The organism is Protofrankia sp. CiP3, assembly GCF_917627345.1.
In the GTDB taxonomy this organism is placed as follows: Bacteria; Actinomycetota; Actinomycetes; order Frankiales; family Frankiaceae; genus Protofrankia.
In genome coordinates this window covers 1-21358 of record NZ_CAKJTM010000081.1, presented here as the reverse complement: position 1 = coordinate 21358, position 21358 = coordinate 1, and the positions used below count along the sequence as shown (strand labels likewise).

General features: G+C 70.1%; 17 protein-coding genes. 11 read left to right on the top strand and 6 right to left on the bottom strand.

Translation table 11 applies throughout. The features are described 5' to 3' along the window. Positions 1-24 precede the first annotated feature (24 nt). The 3 genes from MJ797_RS20690 to MJ797_RS20680 all read right to left on the bottom strand — a co-directional run bounded on the left by MJ797_RS20690 (position 25) and on the right by MJ797_RS20680 (position 3160). Complete coding sequence (locus tag MJ797_RS20690; protein WP_239339326.1) at positions 25-591, bottom strand: hypothetical protein; 567 nt, start codon at positions 589-591, stop codon at positions 25-27. Next, positions 591-1184 (bottom strand): VOC family protein, encoded by a 594-nt coding sequence (locus MJ797_RS20685; RefSeq protein ID WP_239339323.1) that lies wholly within the window; start codon positions 1182-1184, stop codon positions 591-593. The genes MJ797_RS20690 and MJ797_RS20685 overlap by 1 nt, the downstream gene beginning before the upstream one ends. Before the next feature lie 935 nt (positions 1185-2119). Next, entirely contained in the window at positions 2120-3160 is a 1041-nt protein-coding gene (locus MJ797_RS20680) for a YafY family protein (RefSeq protein WP_239339317.1), read from the bottom strand. A gap of 104 nt (positions 3161-3264) precedes the next feature. Here MJ797_RS20680 and MJ797_RS20675 point away from each other — a divergent pair, with 104 nt between their 5' ends. The 4 genes from MJ797_RS20675 to MJ797_RS20660 all read left to right on the top strand — a co-directional run bounded on the left by MJ797_RS20675 (position 3265) and on the right by MJ797_RS20660 (position 8837). Then, positions 3265-3837: a DinB family protein gene (locus tag MJ797_RS20675; protein WP_239339299.1), complete on the top strand. Its 573-nt coding sequence runs from the start codon at positions 3265-3267 to the stop codon at positions 3835-3837. Positions 3838-4125: 288 nt separating this feature from the next. Further along, entirely contained in the window at positions 4126-5361 is a 1236-nt protein-coding gene (locus tag MJ797_RS20670; RefSeq protein ID WP_239339283.1) for an ABC transporter substrate-binding protein, read from the top strand. An 84-nt stretch (positions 5362-5445) separates the two neighbouring features. Further along, entirely contained in the window at positions 5446-6141 is a 696-nt protein-coding gene (locus tag MJ797_RS20665) for an ABC transporter ATP-binding protein (protein ID WP_239339280.1), read from the top strand. After that, positions 6138-8837, top strand: a complete 2700-nt coding sequence (locus tag MJ797_RS20660) for a branched-chain amino acid ABC transporter permease/ATP-binding protein (RefSeq protein ID WP_239339250.1) — start codon at positions 6138-6140, stop codon at positions 8835-8837. Before MJ797_RS20665 ends, MJ797_RS20660 begins: the two co-directional genes overlap by 4 nt. A 3-nt stretch (positions 8838-8840) precedes the next feature. Here MJ797_RS20660 and MJ797_RS20655 read toward each other — a convergent pair whose 3' ends face one another. Continuing rightward, positions 8841-10304: an aldehyde dehydrogenase gene (locus tag MJ797_RS20655; RefSeq protein WP_239339215.1), complete on the bottom strand. Its 1464-nt coding sequence runs from the start codon at positions 10302-10304 to the stop codon at positions 8841-8843. 97 nt (positions 10305-10401) lie between these two features. Between MJ797_RS20655 and MJ797_RS20650 the strand changes: the two genes are divergently transcribed. Together MJ797_RS20650 and MJ797_RS20645 are read left to right on the top strand one after the other, a co-directional pair. Further along, complete coding sequence (locus MJ797_RS20650; protein ID WP_239339212.1) at positions 10402-11637, top strand: CaiB/BaiF CoA-transferase family protein; 1236 nt, start codon at positions 10402-10404, stop codon at positions 11635-11637. A gap of 144 nt (positions 11638-11781) precedes the next feature. Continuing rightward, a complete protein-coding gene (locus MJ797_RS20645) occupies positions 11782-13059 on the top strand; it encodes a MaoC family dehydratase N-terminal domain-containing protein (protein ID WP_239339209.1) in 1278 nt (425 codons plus the stop codon). Positions 13060-13129: 70 nt separating this feature from the next. Here the strand turns inward: MJ797_RS20645 and MJ797_RS20640 are convergent, their stop codons facing one another. Continuing rightward, positions 13130-14263, bottom strand: a complete 1134-nt coding sequence (locus MJ797_RS20640; protein ID WP_239339206.1) for an amidohydrolase family protein — start codon at positions 14261-14263, stop codon at positions 13130-13132. A 237-nt stretch (positions 14264-14500) separates the two neighbouring features. Here MJ797_RS20640 and MJ797_RS20635 point away from each other — a divergent pair, with 237 nt between their 5' ends. From MJ797_RS20635 to MJ797_RS20615, 5 genes are read left to right on the top strand one after another with little or no spacing between them, the layout of a single operon-like run. Further along, the gene (locus MJ797_RS20635; protein WP_239339203.1) at positions 14501-15733 is read left to right on the top strand and encodes a cytochrome P450; all 1233 of its coding nucleotides are present in this window, start codon (positions 14501-14503) and stop codon (positions 15731-15733) included. Positions 15734-15787: 54 nt separating this feature from the next. Beyond that, positions 15788-16648: a mycofactocin-coupled SDR family oxidoreductase gene (locus MJ797_RS20630; RefSeq protein ID WP_239339184.1), complete on the top strand. Its 861-nt coding sequence runs from the start codon at positions 15788-15790 to the stop codon at positions 16646-16648. Beyond that, complete coding sequence (locus MJ797_RS20625; RefSeq protein ID WP_239339166.1) at positions 16645-17733, top strand: acyl-CoA dehydrogenase family protein; 1089 nt, start codon at positions 16645-16647, stop codon at positions 17731-17733. Before MJ797_RS20630 ends, MJ797_RS20625 begins: the two co-directional genes overlap by 4 nt. Continuing rightward, complete coding sequence (locus tag MJ797_RS20620; protein WP_239339163.1) at positions 17730-19868, top strand: acetate--CoA ligase family protein; 2139 nt, start codon at positions 17730-17732, stop codon at positions 19866-19868. Before MJ797_RS20625 ends, MJ797_RS20620 begins: the two co-directional genes overlap by 4 nt. Beyond that, on the top strand, positions 19865-20644 hold the full coding sequence (locus tag MJ797_RS20615) for a crotonase/enoyl-CoA hydratase family protein (RefSeq protein WP_239339160.1): 780 nt from the start codon (positions 19865-19867) through the stop codon (positions 20642-20644). Before MJ797_RS20620 ends, MJ797_RS20615 begins: the two co-directional genes overlap by 4 nt. A 466-nt stretch (positions 20645-21110) precedes the next feature. Here MJ797_RS20615 and MJ797_RS20610 read toward each other — a convergent pair. After that, a partial coding sequence (locus MJ797_RS20610) for a hypothetical protein (protein WP_239339157.1) occupies positions 21111-21358 on the bottom strand: 248 nt, incomplete at its 5' end.

The window sequence follows — 21358 nt, the reverse complement described above, 5'->3', positions numbered from 1 at the left end:
CCATGCGGCCCCTTTCTGCGACGGTCAGCGGCCCGGACTACGAGCAGGCGCAGAGGCGACACCCGGCCGGGCAGACGGTGAGGCCACCGCGGTGGCCTCACCTGGGAGAGGCGGGGACGGGAACGCCACACCCCGCGGACGGCCACCCCGCGGGGCGCCAACCATCGCGGTGGTCTTCTGTTGCAGTTCGGCGAGCCGGTGTGGGACATCCTGAGCAAGTGGCGCCGCGGCGGGCGTCGCGTCGGCCCGTGAGTAGACAACTTCGTTGGTTCGCCGGCTGTAGATCGTAATCGATCCTGTTGGGCTGATTTCTATCCTGTTTCCCTTCGTGAGAGCGATAAGGCCACCATCGGGAGCGCGCCTGATGAAGTCCTCGCGTGGTGGGTACATCCGGCCGTCGAATTTCAGATCTGGATTCGGGTTCTTCGGTACACCGCTGAACTCGTCTTCAACCGCCTCCAGCGTAGCGTTTAACTGCGCCAACGCCTCGTAGGCGCTGGTCGCTGGAGGCAGCTCGTTCAGCCTGTGGTACATAACGGCCAGCCGTTCCGGTAAGGAGAGTGGTCCTGGCTCTTCCTGCTTCTCGCTCATCACTGTCCCGCGTCCGCGGTCCGAAGTACATCTCGGATAACAGCCAATGCTTCCTCAACTGAGGAGACGACCTTCTCATGACCGGTGAATCCCTGCTCCTGTAGCGGATCAACGGACACTCCCCATTCGGCATCACCTGGTTTCCCTGCGATAGATGCGTGGTGTCCGTCAACGCGGATGTCGATGACGACCGCTCCGGACGGGAAGGATTCTACGGTCGCTGCCACGTCCTTCCCGATAATCGATGCGGCCAGTGCCGTGTAGATCATTATTGTCGGCTCCGGCCTCTCCGCCACATGGATGTCGATGGTGCGTCCCTCAGGGTCGCGAAGAACGTGATTGCCAGGTTCCAGGGGCAGATCGAAGTCGCTATGGTAGATGGTAAGGCCAATGCGGATTCGTCCGGTCGCTTCCCGGCCACCTGCAGGATACAGTTCGAGGACCGCCCCACCGGCCAATGTGGCCGCATAGTGTTCAGGACCGGAGCCGTGGCGTTCCCGCTCGAATACCAGGCCCAGCGTTCGGTAGAAGTTGCGGCAGGCAGACACGTCAGAACAGTAGAGAACGATGAGGTTGATCTGCGTTTCTGTCATCTCCGCATTGTATACATATCTGATCTGGATAGTTACGGAGGGGAAGGATTTCGGTAAAGCACCGAGGCGCGTCCCAGCAGGGGCCGAAGCGGTGTACCGCGGGGACGATGAAACGGTGGTAGCTTACCGTGATTTCGCAGCGGCAGATGCGGTCGCGGCGATTATGCGCATCCCGACGAACGTAGTGAGGTCGACCTGGTCGTGTACTGGTCGGCAGGTCGCACTCCTTGTGCGCGCCAATCTGGCAGCGGGGAGAGCTGTGGGCGAAGCGGGCTCGAGCCCCGGGTGGGCCAGTCCAGCCAGCGGACCGGGTCGCCAGGACGGGCATCCATTCGGTAGGCGCCCTGCCAGACCGGTCAGTTCTTCGACGAGATCACCGCAGCGCTGGCGCCGTGTTCGTTGTCTGGCGACTTCCTTTGTTGACCATGGTGTAAGTGCCGAAGGGCTGCCCTGGTCATGGCGCCTGGGGCGGGCGGCGTGTGCGCTGCCGATGTCAATCAGTTCCACGGCTGCTGCTTCCCGCCTGCTCGGCGCTCAGATCGGCGGCTATGATCATGACTGGAGCGGACTCAAGTCACCGGCAAGTACGGAAACTCGGGCTAGCCAACGGCTTCGCCTCCTGTGGCGACCCGGCCGCGCTGCAGACGATCTGCGATCAGCTCAGCCCCGGTGGCTGGGAAGGCTGAGATCGACACTGCACGCCGCATCGCGGTCGCGGTCTTGCCCACCGCCTTCGGCCCATGGATCGACAGAGCGCGAAGACGCGACTGAAGTGCGTCCAGCGTGCCGTCGAGGACACGGCGCCGATAGTCGACCATGTCTCTACTCTGCCAACGACAGAGATTCTAGTCTTCCAATAGCAGATCGATAGGTCTGCCGATCCGACCTCGTCCGCACCGCCAGTGAGGACGAGGCGAGGTCGGCGCCGTCGCGCATCACCTTCCGGTGTCGGGTTCATCGCCGGCACCTCGGCCTCCCGTCAGGACGATCCGCCCGTGCGTCGGCGCCTCGCCCCGCTGTCCGGCGGCGGCGCGGGCGTAGCGGCGGGCCAGGGTCGCGAAGGCGTCCGCGAGTTCGGGCGGCCCGAGGACCTCGACGTCGGCGTCGAACCGGCCGACGGTGGCGGCCAGGCTGGGCCACGACCAGGAGCCGACGACGAGCCGGCAGCGGTTCGGGCCGAGCTCCTCGACGATCCCGTCCTGGGAGTACTGGGACACGAAGGCGGCGGGCAGATCGACGATCATTTCCCCGCTGCACGGCCAGCGGTCCGGGCCTGCGGAGCCCCCGAAGCGCTGGGCGACGAAGGTGGCCACGTCCCCGCCGGGCAGCTGGCGGGGGGTGAACCGCGGGCCGGCCGGGGGACGCGGGGTGATCCGGTCGGCGCGGTCCAGGTCCCAGGCGACGAGATACCAGCGTCCACCCCAGGTGACGAGGTGATGGGGCTGCACCCGACGCGGCGGGGAGATATCGGCCGGCACCGACCGCGACGGGACGGTGTAGTCGAAGCGCAGCTCCTCCCGGGCATGGACGGCGGCACCGAGCGTCACCAGAACGGCCGGCTCGACCCGCGGGCAGGGCCGGCTTCCGCCGCGTTCGACCGCGGTGAGCCGCAGCGCGTCGACCCGGTGGCGTAGCCGCGCTGGCATGACCTGCCGGACAGTACCCAGCGCGCGGGCCGCAGCCTCCCCGATGCCGGCACCGGACGTGACGGCGAGCTGGAGCGCGACGGCCAGGGCGACGGCCAGGGCGTCGTCGAACAGCAGCGGCGGCAGTTCCGCCCCGGCATCGAGCCGGTATCCGCCATCGGGACCCTTGGTGGCCCGGATCGGATAGCCCAGCTCACGGAGGCGGTCGACGTCGCGGCGCACCGTGCGCCGGCTGACCTCGAGCCGCGCGGCCAGCAGCGCCCCTGGCCAGTCCCGGCGCGCCTGCAACAGCGAGAGCAGGGCGAGCAGGCGCGCTGACGTCGTCGGCATGCCCATGAGATTGCCTGAAGAAGAGGCCAGAAACTGACCGCTTCCCGGACGACCATGGTGGTCACAGCCGACAACGGAAAACAACCCAGAAGGGGCCGATCACGATGACGACCACGCAGCCCGTAGCCCTCGACGCGGAGCGGGCCGACCTGCTCGCCGAACTCGCCGTGGCCCGAGCCAGCCTGATCAACACGACCCGCGGTCTCAGCGACGAGCAGGCCGGCGAACGCCCGACGGCCAGTGCCCTGTGCCTGGGCGGACTGATCAAGCATGTCGCCGCCGTTGAGGAAGGCTGGATGCGGTTCGTCCTCGAGGGGCCCTCGGCGATGGACTACGCGCTGCCCGACGGCGTCACCTGGGAGGAGTTCATGACCGGCACCGCACGTGAATACCCGGTCTGGGCCATCAAACGCCAGAACGAGTTCCAGATGCTGCCGGGTGACACGATGGCCGGGATCGTCGCCCGCTACAAGCGGGCCGCTGCCCGGACCGACGAGATCGTCGCGGCCATCCCCGACCTGTCAGCGACGCAGCCACTGCCGGAGGCGCCCTGGCACGAGCCGGGCGCGCGGCACAGCGTCCGCCGGGTACTGATCCACATCATCGCCGAGACCACCCAGCACGCCGGCCACGCCGACATCCTCCGCGAAACGATCGACGGCCAGACCGCGACCTGACAGCCGTGCCAGCGTCCCGCGACGAAGCCTGGAGGTGGTGGACGGTATCGAGGGGGCTGGCACAGAACGTCCAGAACCCGGGTCCCGCGACGCGGTGCGGCGCCGAGTGCCGTCCTGGGCACCGCGGGCGTTCTGTCCGATTTTTTCAGTGCTGACGTGAGAACGCTATTTCTGCTGCCGCAGACCATGACCGACGTCACACCGGACGCAATACCGTCAGCGCGTTCGCTCGGCGGCGCTGCCATCCGGTCAGGGCATCCAGCTTCGGGCGACGGAAGGAGAATCACAGTGCGTGCGAGGTCCAGGACCATCCGCGGCGCCGCGTTAGTCATGGGTGTCGCCCTCGCGGCGGCGGCCTGCGGCAGCTCGACGTCGTCAACGACCGGCTCCACCCGCACAACCTCGGCGGGCGCGGCAGCCTCGGCAGGCAGCACCGCGACCGGGACGCCGATCACCGTCCTCACCATCACTCCGTCGGGAACCTCCGGCGCGAACTTCCCGGACATCCCCACTGTGCTCGAGGCCTTCGCCAAGGCAACGAACGCTGCTGGCGGCATCGCCGGCCACCCGCTGAGGGTGGAATCCTGCAACGACAAGAACGACCCCAACACCGCCGGCACGTGCGCCCGCCAGGCCGTGAACGACAAGGCCGTCGCCGTACTCGGCTCGTTCAGCCAGTTCGCCGACTCGATCCTGCCGATTCTCGGCGCGGCGAAGATTCCCTATCTGGCGGCCAATGCGATTTCGGGCAGCGAGTATTCGGACACGAATTCCTATCCGCTCGTCCCCGGGCCGATCGGTTTCGCCGCGCTCGGCACAAAGGCCGGCCAGCGGTGCGCCAGGACTGACATCGTCACCTATGACCTGCCGGCGGCGGCTGGTCTCGCGCCGTTCGTCACGATGGGCCTCGCGGCATCGAACAAGACGGTCGACACAACCGTCAAAGTGCCCGTCACGACGACGGACTTCAGCAGCACGGTCAGCAACGCGAAAGACGCCGACTGCATCATCAGCATCCTGCCTGAGCAGGCTCTGAACCAGTACCTCGCCAAGGCGACGAGCCTCGGCGTCTCCCAGACGATCTTCGCTCCCGCCGGCGGTGTCGGCTCGGAGTCGTTGACCAGGTTCAAGACCCAGCTCGAGGGCTCCTTCACCGTGTCCAGCTTCCCGATCGCGACCGACTCCGTCTGGGCCGGTATGAAGCGCGCACTCGCGGCGGAGGGCAAGTCCAACGTCGACCTCACCGTTCCCCAGAACCTCAACGCGTGGGTGTCGGGCGTGGTGTTCGCCAAGGTCGCGGCTGGTCTCACCACTTTCGACGCGGCATCGTTCAAGGCTGCCCTGGACACGGCCTCGAACCTGGACACCGGCGGGTTCACCCCACCCCTGGACTTCACCAAGCCCTTCCCGGTGCCCGCGCTCGCACGGCTGTTCGACACCTCACTGATCGGCGTCGACATCAAGAACGGCGCCCTTGTGCAGGACGGCACGTTCGTCGACTACAAAGCAGCCCTGAAGAGCTGACGCCTGCGTGGCCGCGGGTGTGGGAGCGGGCCCTCGGGCTCCCCCGCACCCGCGCCCGGCGGCCAGCCGTCGTGAAGGAGCCCCATGTCATCGCCGGCGGTCCTGGTCAGCGGACTCACAGTCGGATTCCACGGTGTCCCGGTCGTGCGTGACCTCGACCTCGAGGTCCACCCCGGTGAGGTCGTCGCCCTCCTCGGCCGCAACGGCGCCGGCAAGACCACGACGTTGCTCACGATCGCGGGCGACCTCACCCCGCAGCGCGGGTCGGTGTCGATCGCTGGCGACGCCCGGCGCCGTCGCCTGCACCAACGGGCCCGGCGCGGCCTCGGCCTGCTGACCGAGGAGCGATGCGTGTTCATGGAGCTCACCGGACACGAGAACCTCAGGCTCGGGCGGGGAGATCCCCGCCGGGCACTCGCGTTCTTCCCCGAGCTCGAGCCGCATCTGTCGAAGCGGGCCGGGCTCCTGTCCGGTGGCCAGCAGCAGATGCTCGCGCTTGCCCGGATCCTCGCCGGGCGCCCCCGCGTCCTGCTCGCGGACGAGCTCAGCCTCGGTCTCGCCCCGCTGGTGGTCGAGCGGCTCCTGGCCTCATTACGCGAGGCCGCGCAGGACGGTACGGCGGTGCTGCTCGTGGAGCAGCACGTCGCGCTGGCGCTGGCAGCGGCCGATCGCGCCTACGTGCTCGCGGACGCACGGATAGCCCTCACCGACACCGCCGCGAACCTGCTGACCCGCGCCGACGACATCGCCAGCGCCTACCTGGGAGCGCAAGCAGTATGACCGTCTTCGCGCAGTTCGGGCTCCTGGGCCTGGGCAGTGGAGCGCTCATCGCCCTGCTCGGCATCGGCCTCGTCCTCGTCTACCGCGGCAGCGGGACGATCAACTTCGCCCAGGGCTCGTTCGCCCTGCTGGGCGCCTACGTCGTGCATGAGCTGCGGGACAACCAGGGCATGCCCGCGGTTCCCGCCGTGGCAATCGCCGCGATCATGCTCGCAGCCGTCGGGGTGCTGGTCCAGATACTGCTCATGCGACCGCTGCGCGCCCGCAGCCCCCTCGTCCGGGTGATCGCCACTCTCGGTGTGCTGAGCGTCATCCAGCAGTCCGTGACCATCCGTTACACCGGGCAGCAGCTCAGCGTGGCCACAACCCTCCCGGAAGAGCCCGTCCACCTCGGCTCCGTGATCGTCGGACAGCAGTCCTTCTGGCTGACCGGCATCGCCGTCGCCGTCACCGCCGGACTCACCGTCCTCAGCTCGCGGACGAGGCTGGGGCTCGCCGTCTCCGCCGCGGCCGCCAACCAGCGCGCCGCGGCGGCGCTGGGGTTCTCCCCGGACGCGCTGGCCTGCGGCACGTGGGCGCTGGGGGGCGCCCTCGCCGGGCTGGCGGGCGCCTTCTTCCCCTCGCTCACCGGCGACTACCTCTCCGTCAACGCGCTGGCGTTCACGATCATCGCGGCGCTGGCGGCGGCGCTGCTCGGCGGATTCCGCTCCTACCCGTTGGTGCTCGTCGGCGGACTGCTGATCGGCGTCATCCAGAGCGAGTGCACGCACTACGTGCGGACAACCGGCGTTCCCGACTCCGTGCCCTTCCTCGTCATCGTGCTGGTGCTCGTCGTCCGCGGCCAGGGGCTTCCCGTCCGCGGGAGCACCGCTGACCGCCTGCCCGCGGTGAGCGCCGCGGCCCGCTCTCCCCTGTACGCGCTCGGGCTCGCCGCCGGCCTGGCCGTACTCGCGGCCGCTGTCCTGCCGACCGACTGGAACGTGGCGCTGGTCAGCTCGATGTCCGCCGCCATGATCGCGCTGAGCGTCGTCGTCGTGACCGGGTACGCGGGGCAGCTGTCCCTCGCCCAGTTCGCGCTGGGCGGGGTCGGTGCCTTCGCGGCCGGGCGGCTGGTGTCCAACCACGGCTGGCCCTTCGAGGCGGCGGTGCCGCTGGGCGTCGCGACGGCAGTCGCGGTCGGCTTCGGCTTCGGCCTGCCCGCACTGCGCACCCGCGGCGTCAACCTCGCCGTCGTCACCCTCGGCCTCGGCTTCGCCTCCTGGTCGCTGCTGTTCAACAGCACCGACTTCACCGGGCGCAACCGCGGGACGCCTCTCTCGCCCCAGACCCTGCTCGGCATCCCGATCGACCCGGTGCTCCACCCGGGCAGCTACGCGGCGTTGTGCGTGGTCTCGCTCGCGGTGGTCGCGGTGGCCGTGGCCAACCTCCGCCGCGGACGCAGCGGCCGGCGGCTGCTCGCGGTGCGCGCCAACGAACGGGCGGCGGCATCGCTGGGCATCTCGGTCATCCAGTCGAAGCTCTACGCATTCAGTCTCGGCGCCGCGATAGCGGGGCTCGGCGGCATCCTCTACGCGTTCAGCTTCTCCGCCATCCAGTACACGACGCTGTTCGACCCCTTCACCTCGATCACGATCCTGACCCTCGCCGTCATCGGTGGTATCGGCTACGTCTCAGGGCCGCTCTACGGCTCGACGATCGCCGCCGCGGGCCTCGGAGCTCTCCTGCTCTCGAAGGCGTTCGGCAGCGTCGAGGAGTACCTCCCGCTCGTCGGCGGCGTCCTGCTGCTCCTGCTTCTCCTGAGCGCGCCGGACGGGCTGGCGGGACGCAACATCGCCGTCGCCCGCCAGCTCCGGCACCGCATCGTGCCGTCGGGCAGGGCGCTGGGCGGCCCGCGGGACGCAGGCACCGTCCCGGCCAGAGCGCTGGAGATCCGCAACGTCACGGTTCGCTTCGGTGGGGTCGTCGCGCTCGACAACGTCGACCTCACGGTCCCACCGGCCACCGTGATCGGGATCCTCGGACCGAACGGCGCCGGCAAGACGACACTGATCGACGCGGTGACAGGCTACGCCCAGCCAGCCGCAGGATCGGTCTCCCTGGGCGGCCGCGACATCGGCACGCTCAGCCCACACCTGCGCGCCCGGGAAGGACTGTGCCGCTCGTTCCAGTCCCTGGAGCTCTTCGACGATATGACCGTCCGGGAGAACCTGCTCGCGGCGGCTGACCCGCACGACCGGCGGGCCTGGTTGCGCGACCTCGTCCGCCCCGGCGGCGACCAGCTGCCGGCGGGGGTGGTGCGGGCAGTCCGGGACATGGGCCTGGAGGACGTGCTCGACGTCAAGGCCGAGAGCCTGTCCTATGGTCAGCGCCGGTCGGTCGCGATCGCCCGCTCGCTGGCGGCCGGACCGTCGGTGCTGCTGCTCGACGAACCGGCCGCCGGGCTCGACCAGGACGAGTCGCGCGCCCTCGGTGAGCTGCTGCGCCGGCTCGCCGACGAGCGCGGTATCGGCGTGCTGCTCATCGAGCACGACGTCGCCATGGTCATGCGCACCGCCGACCGGGTGCTCGTGCTCGAGTCCGGTCGTCAGATCGCCCAGGGAACCCCGAGCGAGATCAGGTCCGATCCCGTGGTGGCCGCGGCCTACCTCGGCAGCCGGGCCACCCACGAGACCACCTCGGCGGCCCCGCACAACTGAGCGCTACAGCGCCATCCAGACGTTCTTGGGCCGGGTGAACTCCCGGATCGCGTGGATTCCGCCCAGCCGGCCCTGGCCGCTCTGCTTCACGCCGCCGAAGGGCGCTCCCGGGGGGATGCCGAGGAAGCCGTTGACCCAGATGTTGCCCGCCTCGAGCGCCGCGCAGACGCGGTGGGCACGGCGCAGGTCGTCGGTCTGGACGTAGGCGGCCAGCCCGTAGGGGGTCGCGTTGGCGATCGCCACGGCTTCGGCCTCCGTGTCGAAGGGGGTCACGGCGAGCACGGGACCGAAGACCTCGTTCTGCGCGATGAAGTCGGTCGGCGCGACGTCGGCGAGGACCGTCGGTCCGATGAACCACCCGTCAGCGAGATCGCCGCCGAGGCGCTCGCCGCCGGTAACCAGACGATTGCCTTCCTTCTGCGCGGTGGTCACCATCCCCAGGATCCGATCGGCGGCGCCCTCGCTGACCACCGGCCCCATGACCGACGTTGGCACGCTCGGGTCCCCCACCGGGATCTGACCGAGGATCGCGGACAGCGTTGCGAGAAACGCGTCGTGGATGCTGCGCTGCACCAGGATCCGGGTGCCGAGAATGCAGCCCTGGCCCGAGAGCAGGACCGCTCCCGTCATGGCCTGCTGCGCGGCCGCGACGAGGTCGGCGTCGGCGAAGACGAGGTTCGCGGACTTGCCCCCGAGCTCGAGTCCCACCGGCTTGAGCGTCTCCAGCGCCGAGGCCAGGATGCGCTTGGCCGTCTGACCGCCGCCAGTGAAATGGATCTTGTCGACGTCGGGATGGCTGACCAGCGCCTGCCCACCGGCTACTCCACCGGGCACCACGTTGATCACGCCGGGCGGGAAGCCGGCCTCCAGAAGCAGCTCTCCGATGCGCAGACAGCCCCAGGGCGCGAGCTCCGACGGCTTGAGCACCACGCAGTTGCCCGCGGCCAGCGCGGGAGCCACGATCTGGCCGACGGAGACGACCGGTCCGTTCCACGGCACGATCACCCCGACGACGCCGTACGGCTCGTCGAGGGTGTAGTCCAGCGCCGGCACCGGCCAGGTCCCGACGACCTCTCCACCGATCTTGTCGGCCCAGCCGGCATTGTAGGTGAAGAGGTCCGCTGCGAGCAGCGGCGTGCTCGCGGCGATCATGGACGGCGTCCCGTTGTCGATCGTCGTGAGCTGCGCGATCGTCGCGGCCTCGCGTCGGATGAGCCGGGCGGCCTCAAGCAGTAACTCGCGGCGCCGGTCCAGCGGCGTGGCGCGCCAGCCGGGTAAGGCGGCGCGGGCCGCCCGCACCGCGGCGTCGATCTCACCCGCGCCGGCCATCGACACGCCGCGGGTCGGCTTCCCGGTGGCCGCGTACACGTGAGTGAACTCGCCTTCGCTGCTGTCTGACACCCGCCCGTCACCTATCAGCAGACCCGGGTTCGGCAGGACGGTGAGATCGGCCTCGAGGACAGTCATTGGCCGATTCTGGTGTGGCCTGCCTGCGGTTGCGCGCATCCGCGGCGCAAATCGGGTTTGCGCGACACCAGACGTGTGGTGGGCAAGGGTGGGCGGAGTGAGCCGACTGCTCGAAGGCGTCCGTGTCCTCGAATCCGCGATGCTGTTCAACGGTGACACCCTTGGCACCCTGCTCGCCGACCTCGGCGCCGATGTGATCAAGATTGAGTCGCCCGGTACGGGCGACTACCTGCGCGGCTTCCTCGGCCAGATCACCCCGCAGCACAGCCCCGCGCACATCCAGGTCAACAAGAACAAGCGCAGCGTCACCCTCGACCTGCGCCGGGACGAGGGCCGCGCGCTCTTCTACGAGCTGCTGTCCACCGCGGACGTGTTCGTCGACGGCTTCGCCGGCGACGCCTGTACGAAGCTCGGGATCGGCTACGCCCAGCAGCGGGCGGCGAAGCCCGACATCGTCTACTGCCAGTACTCCGGCTACGGCAGTGCGGGCCCGCTGGCCAGCATGCCGACCCACGGGCAGATGACCAACGCGCTGGCCGGCGCGCTGCCGGTCGAGATGGGCCCGGACGGGCTCGTCCGCCGGGTGCGGACGCCCGACTACCTGGGGGGCACCGCCAGCGGCGGCGAGGGCACGGCCGCCGGAGCGGTCCATGCCGCGTTCCACGTCGCCGCCGCCCTGTTCCAGCGCGAACGGACCGGCGAGGGCTGCTTCCTCGACGCCGCCGCCAGCGACGCGGTCATCACGCAGGCGTGGATTGCCGTCACCTACAACCTCAACCGGGACCGGGTCACCGACCACGCGACGATGCCCAGGACCGAACAAGGCGACAGCGGGTCGGCGTTCTACCAGTTCTACGAGGCGCGCGACGGCCGGTTCCTGCTGTTCTGCGCCACCGAGCCCAAGTTCTGGCGCAGCTTCTGCCTGGCCGTCGACCGTGCCGACCTGATCGACAGGCTCGACGCCGGCGGGCCCGTCGACTTCGGCTTCGGCCTCCTCGAGCTGCGCCGGGAGCTTCAGAAGATCTTCCATACCCGCGACGCCGACGAGTGGGTCGCCCTCGCTCTCACCCACCACGTGCCGCTGACCCGGGCCAACCGCCTGCACGACCTGCTGGATGACCCGCACGTCCGCGCCCGCGGCATCCTCGTCGAGGGCGAGCACCCGCTGGCCGGGCCCTTCACCTACGTCGGCGAGGCCGTCCGCGTCCAGGGCCAGCCGTGGGAGCTGCGCCGGCCCGCCCCCACCCTCGGCCAGCACACCGACGAGCTGCTCGCGGAGATCGGGCACGATCCGCAGGATGTCGCGGCGCTGCGCGCGGCGAAGATCATCTGATGGTCCGCGTGAAAGTGCCCTTCCCGCCCGGGAGGATCACCCAGGACCCGCATGTCGGGACACTCGAACCATGACTGTGCGCCCCGGTGCCCTCCTCCGCTCCGCTCCTCGCTCCGCTTCGATGCTCACTTTGGACGGCACCTCATGACTGTGACGACCGACCAGCAGGCAGAGTTCGAGCGGGCCTCCTCCGGCGTCTTCGTCGAGGAGGACCTCGCGAAGGACCGGGCGGCACTCGGGCGCCTCGTGGCGAACAGGCAGCAGGAGTACCTGTCCACCGCGGCCCCCGAGGCCATCCGCAACTTCGCTCACAGCTACGGCGACGACAATCCGCTGTTCTGCGACCCGGGTCACGGTGAGACGAGCCGGTGGGGCGGGCAGATCGCGCCACCGATCATGGCTGCGGTCCTCAACGCGCCGCTGCTCGGCGACAAGGACCCCTTGGCCAAGGGCGGCTCCTACCGGGGCATCCACGCCTTCGTCTCCGGCGGTACCTGGACCTGGTACCGGCCGGTGCGGCCAGGCGACACCGTCTACAGCCTCTCCGGACTGGAGTCGGTGGAGACCAAGCAGTCGGAGTTCGCCGGCAGCTCGGTCATCCGGGTCCTGCGCGACATCAAGGTCAACCAGCGCGCGGAGGTCGTCGGCGTCTACCGCACGCTCGTGATCTACACCGAGCGGAAGAAGGCCCGGGACAAGGGCAAGTACACGGAGATCCCCGCGCCGAGCTGGGACGACGCGCGGCTCGCCGCCCTCGACGAGACCTACGCCGCCGAGACCCGCCAGGGACGGGCCCGGCTCATGTGGGAGGACGTCGAGGTCGGCCAGGCCATGGGAGCAAAGGCCAAGGGCCCGCTGACCACGACGGACATGGTCATCTTCCACGCCGGCGGCTACGGCTTCGTGCCCTACGGGCTGAAGACCGGTCGCCGCGGCTGGGAGAACCGCCAGCGTATCCCGGCGTTCTACGTCAAGAACGAGTACGGCGTCCCCGACGTCGCCCAGCGCGTCCACTGGGACAACGCGTGGGCACAGGCGATCGGCAACCCGCGCGCCTACGACTACGGCGTGCTGCGCGAGTGCTGGCTGCACCACTTCCTCACCGACTGGGCGGGTGACGACGGCTGGGTCGAACGCCAGCACGACGAGATCCGCAAGTTCAACTACCAGGGCGACGCCCAGGTGCTCGGCGGCGAGGTGACGGGCAAGCGGGTCGAGGACGGGCGCGCCCTCGTCGAGGTCGCGGTGTGGGCGCGCAACCAGCGCGACGAGGAGACGGCCCGCGGGGCGGCGACGATCGCCCTGCCCAGCCGCGAGCACGGCCTACCGGTCCTGCCCGCGGTGCCCGCCGAGCTGAGCAGGGCCGCGACGGCGGTCATGGCCCGCCACGGTGAGCTGCTCCGCGAGCGCCGCGCACGCTGACGGTGAGACCGCCCCGCACCCGCACCTGCGTCGCCGCGGGTGACGGACCGGCCGGCCCCTGCCTGGTCCGTCACCCAGGCAGCTCCGCCATCTCCCAGCCGAAGAGACGCTCGGCGTTGCCATGGGTGATGGCGGCGGTGTCCTCGGCGGACACGCCCGCGAACAGCTCTGTCACGATCTTCTGGGTGTGGGGGTAGGGCGTGTCGGCATGGGGGAAGTCGGCCTCCCAGACGATGCGGTCGACGCCGACCTGGCCGCGCTGCTCCAGGCCCCACGGCTCCTCGATCATGCAGAAGGTGAAGTTGCGCCGGAACACCTCGCTGGGCAGGACGTCGTTCGGCAGGTGCGACCAGGAGCGGTGGCGCTCCCACTGGCGGTCCGCGCGCTCCAGCGCCGCGGGCACCCATCCGACGCCGCCCTCGGACCACACGATCTGCACGTCGGGGAACTTCGCGAAGACCGGGCTCATCGAGATGTCGACCGCGCACACCCAGGACGCGACGGCCATCGTCGCGATCGGCACCGCGAAGGACGAGTCGGCAGAACCCATGTAGAGCTGGCCGCTGGAGCCGATATGCATGCACGCCGGCACACCCGTCTCGCTGACGGCCCGCCACAGCGGGTCCCAGCCGGCCCGCCAGTAGGACGGGAGGCCGAGCGGGGCGGGGTTCTCCGGCAGGCAGATCGCCCTGGCGCCCTTCGCGACACAGCGGTGCAGCTCGGCCGCGGCGGCCGGCGGGTCCCACAGCGGCGCGATCGTCATGGGGACGTAGAGCCCGCGCGGACCGGCGGGGCACCACTCGTCGAGGACGAAGTCGTTCCAGGCCCGGACGCAGGCGGCGGCCAGCTCCTTGTCCGTGAAGGACGCGAACAGGGCGCCACCGAACCTGGGCAGAGACGGGAAGGCGACCGAGGCGCAGACGCCCTGGGACAGCAGCTCCCGGGCCCGGGCCACCGGGTCATAACACGCGGGGATCATGTCCTCGAAACGCTTGGGCTCCAGCCCCCAGGTCTCGATCGGCTTGCCGGCGACGGCGTTGAGCCCCATGGTCGCCTCGCGGGTGTCCTCGTAGGTCCAGTACTGGGTGCCGTCGGGCTCCTCCCGCACCTGGGGCGCGGTGGCCTTGTACTTCGCCGGGACCCGGTCCTGCCACACACCGGGGGGCTCGATGATGTGGTCGTCGACGCTGAACAGGCTGATCATCTGTCCACTCTCGCTCGCCGGCCGGGGGCGGAACAAGGGTTCGGAACCCGCTTCTCAGCACCCGCTTCTCAGCGCTCGAGCGCGACCGGCGTGCCGTCGTTGCCCGGCGTCGACGGGGGATGCGCTCTCCTGGCGCGGTCACACGTGCCCGGCACGCCACGTCCAGCCCTGGGGATGAGAAGAGCCATCTCACCGGCACCGCTCCGCACCAACGGGTGGACGTGGTTACGTGCAGGCGTGAGCGCGACCTACGATCATCACTCCGCCCACTACGCCGAGCACTGGGCGCAGATCCACGCGGACCTGCGTCGGACCTGTCCGGTGTCACACGTCGCCGCCTACGACGGCTTCTGGCTGCTCACCCGCTACGAGGACGTGAAGACAGCGTTCCTCGACGACGCTGCCTTCTCGTCCCACCACGCTGTCGACGAGGACGGGAACCACTCCGGCGGCGTCACAATCCCGTCTGCTCCACTGAAGCAGACCCCCATCGAGATGGACCCACCTGAGTACACCGGTTTCCGGCAGCTGCTCAACCCGCACTTCTCCCCCGCCGCGTCGAGACGCTACGAGCAGAAGATCCGCGATCTCACCACCGCGTTCCTCAACCCGATCGTGGCCAAGGGGAGCGGTGACCTCGTCCTGGACCTGCTCAACCCCGTACCCGGCGTCTTCACCGCGCATCTGCTCGGCCTCCCGCTCGCGGACTGGGAGACCTACGCCGAGCCGATGCACCGGATGGTCTACGAGGCACCCGGCAGCCCCGGACACGACGAGGCCCTCGCGATGTACTTAACGGTCATCGTCACGCTCGGGGAGACGGCCGCGGCGAGGCGCGGCGAGCCGCGGGACGACCTGCTCACCATGCTGGTGCAGGCCGAGGTCAACGGCAGGGCCCTGACCGATCAGGAGATCCTCGAGATCTCGTCGCTGATCCTCATCGGTGGCGTCGACACGACCACCTCCCTGATGGCCAACGCGCTGTTGTGGCTCCACCAGCACCCCGACGAGAGAGCCCGGTTGGCGGCCGACCCTTCCCTCATCCCCAACGCCTGCGAGGAGTTCCTGCGCTACTTCACCCCGACGCAGGCGCTGGCTCGTACAGCCACCTGCCCCGTCACCCTCAGCGGGACCGATATCCCCGAGGGGGGTCGTGTCCTGCTCTCCATGGCCGCGGCCAACCGGGATCCGGCGGCTTTCGACGATCCCGAGTCAGTCCACCTCACCCGGTCCCCGAACCGTCACCAGGCATTCGGTCTGGGCATCCACCGCTGCCTCGGGTCGACCTTCGCACGCCTGGAGATGCGGATCGTCCTCGAGGAGGTGCTGCGGCGGATGCCTGCGTACGTCGTCGACGAGGCCTCGGCGCGGCGGTACCCGAGCATCGGGATCGTCAACGGCTGGGTCGGCATGCCCTTCACCGCACCGAGCGGTCCCGTCGAACCGACCCCGTTCGCGTTCCTCATCTGACTTTCCAGCAGGACCGGCGGGACCGACCGCGCACATCGTGACGAAGGAGCGGGCATGGGCAGGGTCACGGACAAGGTCGTCTTCATCACCGGCGCCGGCCAGGGGCAGGGCCGCTCGCACGCGGTGCGCTTCGCCGAGGAGGGTGCCGACGTCATCGCCGTCGACGCGTGCGCCGAGATCCACCCCAGGGTGGGTTACCAGCACCCCTCGCCCGACGACCTCGGGGAAACCAAGGAGCTGGTGGAGAAGGCGGGCCGGCGATGCGTCACCGCGGTCGCGGACGTCCGCTACCGGGACCAGGTCTCCGCGGCGGTCGACGCCGGCCTCGGGGTCTTCGGGCGGATCGACGCGGTGCTCGCCAACGCGGGCATCATCACCTTCCACGAACGGTCCTGGGAGATCGAGGACGATGTCTATGACGCGATCGTGGACACCAACCTCAAGGGCGTGTGGAACACCATCGTGTGCACCGTGCCGTCGATGATCGAGGCCCGCCGGGGCGGCACCATCACGATCACCAGCTCGGCGGCGGGCATCCGCGGGCAGCTGCCCTACGCCCACTACGTGGCCAGCAAGCACGGAGTCGTCGGGCTGATGAAGGCCTTCGCCAACGAGCTGGCGCCGCATCGCATCCGCGTCAACACGGTGCACCCCACCGGGGTCGCGAGCCCGGGCATGGGCATCGGCGGCTCCGAGACCGCAATCCCGATCTTCATGGCGAACCCCACCGCGCTGCTCGGCGCGACGAACCTGCTCCCCGACCTGGACACCGAGCCCGGCGGAGACCATGCCCCCGTGGGCGTGATCCCCGCGCTCGACGTCTCCCACGCGATGCTCTGGCTGGCCTGCGACGAGGCCCGCTACGTCACCGGAGTCCAGCTCGCGGTGGACGCGGGCAACACCAACAAGCCGTGAGCGCCGACGACGCCGGGCACAGCACCGTGGACCTTGCGCTGACAGACGAGCAGCAGGACCTGCGCCGCGGCGTGCACCAGCTGCTGCGCGGCCTGGACCCGCGGGCCGGCGCCGAGGGTGGGGGCGACCCCGCGCTGTGGCCGGCACTCGCCGGCATGGGCATCCTGGGCCTCGCGATCCCGGAGAAGCTCGGCGGCGCGGGCGCGGGCTGGGCCGAGGTGGGCGTCGTCCTCGAAGAGCTCGGACGCTCGCTGGCGTGCGTGCCGTTCCTGTCGAGCATCGTGCTCGCCACGACGGCGCTGCACGCCGCGGGTGACCGGGAGCACCTCCCCGCCATCGCCGCCGGCGCGCTCACCGCGACGGTGTCCCTGGACGCCCGGGTGGAACACCATCGAGGCGCCGCACGCGGCAGCGCCTCGATGGTCCTCGACGGGGCGACCGCGGATCTCGTCCTCGTCGCGAGCACCGGCGGTGCGCTGCTGGCCGTGCCGAGCAGCTCGATCGTGGCCACCCCGCTCGCCACCCTGGACCTCACCCGCCGGCTGGCGGACCTGGCGATCGACGGCCCGGCCGCGGTGCTGTCCAGCGAGGCGTCGCCGTGCCTGGCGGCCGCCTCCCAGGCCCTGGGCATCGCCCTCGCCGCGGAGAGCGTCGGCGTCGCCGCCTGGGCGCTGGACACCGCGGTGGCCTACGCGAAGGTCCGCCACCAGTTCGGCCGGCCCATCGGGTCGTTCCAGGCGATCAAGCACCGCTGTGCGGACATGCTGGTCGCCGTGGAGTCCGCACGGTCGGTCTCGACATATGCGCTGCGGGTCGCCGACACCGGCGAAGACCCCGCCGTCGCGGCCGCGGTGGCACAGGCCTGCGCCACCGAGAACGCGGTGGCGGTCACGGCCGGGTGCATCCAGGTCCTCGGCGGCATCGGCTTCACCTGGGAGCACCCGGCGCACCTCTACTACCGGCGCGCCGTCAGCAATCAGGCTCTGCACGGCAGCCCGGCCCGGCACCGCGAGACGGTCGCGGTGGGCATGGGCCTGCCCGCCGCCCCCACAGGTGAGGCCCCCACAGGTGAGGAGGACACGTGACCGCCGTCGCTTCGGGGCTGACAGGCGCGACGACAACCTACGGAGACGCGGCACGCGCGCTGCTGCACGCCCGCAATGTGGCGATCATCGGCGCGAGCGAGAAGAACCGCTTCTCGATACTCGCGTGCCAGGCCCAACAGGAGCTCGGCGCGATGGACCGGACCTGGCTCGTCAACCCGAGAACCCCCGAGGTGTTCGGCACGGCCACCGTCGCCTCGTGCACGGAGGTGACCGCCCCCTTGGACGCGGTCTTCGTGGCGGTGCCCAGGGCAGGCGTGGTCGCGTCCCTGCGTGACGCCGCCGCGGCTGGCGCGCGAGCCGCGGTCATCCTCGCCTCGGGCTACGGCGAGTCGGGTGTGGCGGGCCGCCGTGCCCAGGACGAGCTTGTCAGCGCGGCGTCGGAGCTGGGCATCGCGCTGCTCGGGCCCAACATGCTCGGCTTCGCCAACCTCTCCGGGGGCGTGGCTCTCGCGGCCATGCCCGGGGTCATCCGTCCGGCCGGGCACGTTGCGCTGATCTCCCAGAGCGGTGCCGTCGCCGGCACGATCGTCCTGCACGCGATCCAGCAGAACATCGCCCTGAGCCACGTCGTGACCACCGGCAACGAGGCGATGATCACGATAGCGGACGTCCTCGACGCCGTCCTCGACGACGAGTCCGTCCGCTCGGTCGCGATCTTCGCCGAGACGATCCGCGACACCCGGGGCTTCCGGTCCGCGGCGGCGAGAGCGGCTGACCGGGAGGTCCCGATCGTCATGCTCAAGGCCGGGACGAGCGAGCTCGCGGCGCGCACGGCCGCGGCCCACACCGGGGCGCTCGTCGGCGACGATCGGGTCGTCGACGCGGCCTTGGGCCAGTGTGGCGTGATCCGAGTGCGGACCTTCGAGGAGCTTGTGGGCACGGCGGACCTGCTCGCCCACACGGGCGCGATCAGCCCGACCGGGGTGGCCGCCGCCTCGATCTCCGGCGGCGCCTGCGACGTGCTGGCCGACCTCGCCGCGCCGGCCGGCCTGAACTTGCCGGAGCTGCACCCGTCGACGGTCGCGGCCCTCGGTGAGCTGCTCCCCGACTCCGCCGGCGCGCAGAACCCCTTGGACGTGACCGGCATGGCGATGCGCGATCCCGGCATCTGGCTGGGCGCTGTCAGGGCTCTGGGCAAGGATCCCGGCATCGGTCTGGTGCTCGGTATCTCCGGCATCCCGACGGAGCGGACATCCGGTTCGCCTGGTTTCCTCACCGGTGTGACCATGGGCGGGCGTGAGGCGGGCGTCCCGGTCGCGATCGTGAGTACCTGCGCGCAGGCTGTCACCGATCCTGCGGTCAAGAAGCTCACGGCGGTCGGCTCACCCCCGCACCTGCTCAGCCTCGACGTGGCCGCCACCGCCGCGGCGGGAGTCTCCCGGTGGTCGCAGTGGCTGGCCGCACGGCCACGGCCACGGACGCGGCCGCCGGGGCGAGCGGCATCCCAGCCGAAGGCCGAGCCCGGCGCCGGCCGGTGGTCGGAGTGGGCCGCCCGGAAGCTCCTGATCGACGCCGGAGTCCCCGTCGTGCCCGCACGGCTCGTCCACTCCCGAGACGAGGCGGTGGCCGCGGCGATCGAACTCGGCCTCCCCGTCGCGGTCAAAGTCGTTTCGTCGACGGTGGCGCACAAGAGCGACATCGGCGGCGTGGTCCTCGGCGTGGCCGACGCCGACGGCGCGCGGGTGGCCTTCGACCAGGTCTGCCGGGCGGCCGGGGACAACGCGGTCGAGGGCGTCCTCGTCGCTCCGATGCGCGGGGACGGACTTGAGCTCATCGTGGGCGTGGTGCGAGACCCCCAGTGGGGTCCGGTGATCGCGATGGGCCTCGGCGGAGTGCTCGTGGAGGTCCTGCGGGACAGCGCCGTGCGGGTGCTCCCGATCGGCGCCGCGGAGGCGGCGGAAGCCCTGCGTACCCTCAGCGGAGCCGCCCTCCTCGATGGCGTTCGGGGACGACCAGGCGTCAACGTCCCTGCCGTCGCTGAGGTGATCGCACGCATCGGCCAGCTCGCGCTTGCCCTCGGGGAGAACCTGGAGTCCCTCGAAGTCAACCCGCTGCTGGCGCGCGGAGACGAGATCGAAGCGCTCGACGCCCTCGTCACCTGGGCGGACGCGTGACGTCGCCGCCCAAGGTCCTGGCCGAGAGGCGAGAGCACATCGTCGTCCTGACCCTGAACAGGCCCGCGGCTCGCAACGCCGTCGACGGTGAGCTCGCGGACCTCCTCGGCGGGCACCTGCATGACGCCGACCGCGACCCCGGTGTGCGCGCCGTCATCCTGACCAGCTCCGACTCCCGGTCGTTCTGCGCCGGCGCGGACCTGAAGGCGGTCACGCGTGGCGAGTCGATCGCGCCGAGCAGGCGGGAGTGGGGCTTCGCCGGCTGGGTGCGCCACGAGGTCTCCGTCCCGACGATCGCCGCCGTCGAGGGCAGTGCGCTCGGTGGCGGGACGGAGCTGGCCCTCGCGTGCGACCTCGTCGTCGCCGGCGCGGATGCCACGTTCGGGCTGCCGGAGGTGCGCCGCGGCCTGCTCGCGGCCGCCGGGGGCGTGATCCGCCTCCCGCTACGGATCCCGCCGGCCGTCGCCATGGAGATGCTGCTCACCGGACGCCCCATCGACGCCGGGCGGGCCCTCGCCGTCCACCTGATCAATCGGCTGGCGCCCGTCGGCGGCGCTCTCGACGCCGCGTTGGAACTTGCCGCGGAGATCGCGGAGGCCGCGCCGCTCGCGGTGCGGGCCAGCAAGCGACTCGCGCGGGGGGTGATCGAGGCGTCGTTCGACGAGCAGTGGGCCCGGTGCGACACGCAGGTGCGCGCGTTGATGGCCAGCGAGGACGCGCGGGAAGGCCCCCGGGCCTTCGCCGAGAAGCGCGCGCCCCAGTGGCGGGGACGCTGACCTTGGAATTTAAGGTTCTGGGCACGTCAGTCCTGTGACCTGACCGTAAGTCATCCCACACCGTGACCCACTGGCCCACCAATGGACGGCCGCTCAGGCCCGGTGACCTGGACCCAGGGAGTAGCTGGCATCCAGGCAGCAGGACGGCCCTGGCACGATCGTGCGTTGCGAAACCATGATCGGACCAAGGCTATAAGGACGAGTGTGCCCGACTACCCCGAACCCGTCGACCTCCTCGCCAAGATAGTGACGTTCCGTCGCCAGTTGCGGGGCTGCAGCTACGTTCCCGGACCTGCCTCCCTCCTCGGTCTCGCTGCCCAACCATGACCCACCAGATCTAAACGATCACAAAAGTCGGGCTGGAGTACTAACCGGCTCAGAGCTCTTCAACGCGTTCCTCTTCCGCGCAAACTTCGGCGGCGCAGAGCTCCCCGTGGCAAACCTCGCCAGAGCAACGCTGTTCAATTTACTGCTTTTCAGACCCTTTCTGGGCGTTTGCATTAGATCCAACCAGGAAGCGCAGAGTCGCGGATATCCCGACTAGGACGATCAGCGTTAAAAGATCGCTAGGTACGTGGGAAGTCGCGTCGGTGGTCGCATCAGAAATGGTCACAATAACCATCACAAAAAGAGCGAATAGTGAAATATGGAATAAATGGCGAAAGATCGCCGTTGCGCGACTATTCAATGGGTGGATGGGTAGAAACCGCTTCC

Bases quoted from the DNA above. Each gene is read 5' to 3' on its own strand.
- MJ797_RS20690 (WP_239339326.1), bottom strand. From the start codon at position 591: ATGAGCGAGAAGCAGGAAGAGCCAGGACCACTCTCCTTACCGGAACGG.
- MJ797_RS20685 (WP_239339323.1), bottom strand. From the start codon at position 1,184: ATGACAGAAACGCAGATCAACCTCATCGTTCTCTACTGTTCTGACGTG.
- MJ797_RS20680 (WP_239339317.1), bottom strand. From the start codon at position 3,160: ATGCCGACGACGTCAGCGCGCCTGCTCGCCCTGCTCTCGCTGTTGCAG.
- MJ797_RS20675 (WP_239339299.1), top strand. From the start codon at position 3,265: ATGACGACCACGCAGCCCGTAGCCCTCGACGCGGAGCGGGCCGACCTG.
- MJ797_RS20665 (WP_239339280.1), top strand. From the start codon at position 5,446: ATGTCATCGCCGGCGGTCCTGGTCAGCGGACTCACAGTCGGATTCCAC.
- MJ797_RS20660 (WP_239339250.1), top strand. From the start codon at position 6,138: ATGACCGTCTTCGCGCAGTTCGGGCTCCTGGGCCTGGGCAGTGGAGCG.
- MJ797_RS20655 (WP_239339215.1), bottom strand. From the start codon at position 10,304: ATGACTGTCCTCGAGGCCGATCTCACCGTCCTGCCGAACCCGGGTCTG.
- MJ797_RS20645 (WP_239339209.1), top strand. From the start codon at position 11,782: ATGACTGTGACGACCGACCAGCAGGCAGAGTTCGAGCGGGCCTCCTCC.
- MJ797_RS20640 (WP_239339206.1), bottom strand. From the start codon at position 14,263: ATGATCAGCCTGTTCAGCGTCGACGACCACATCATCGAGCCCCCCGGT.
- MJ797_RS20630 (WP_239339184.1), top strand. From the start codon at position 15,788: ATGGGCAGGGTCACGGACAAGGTCGTCTTCATCACCGGCGCCGGCCAG.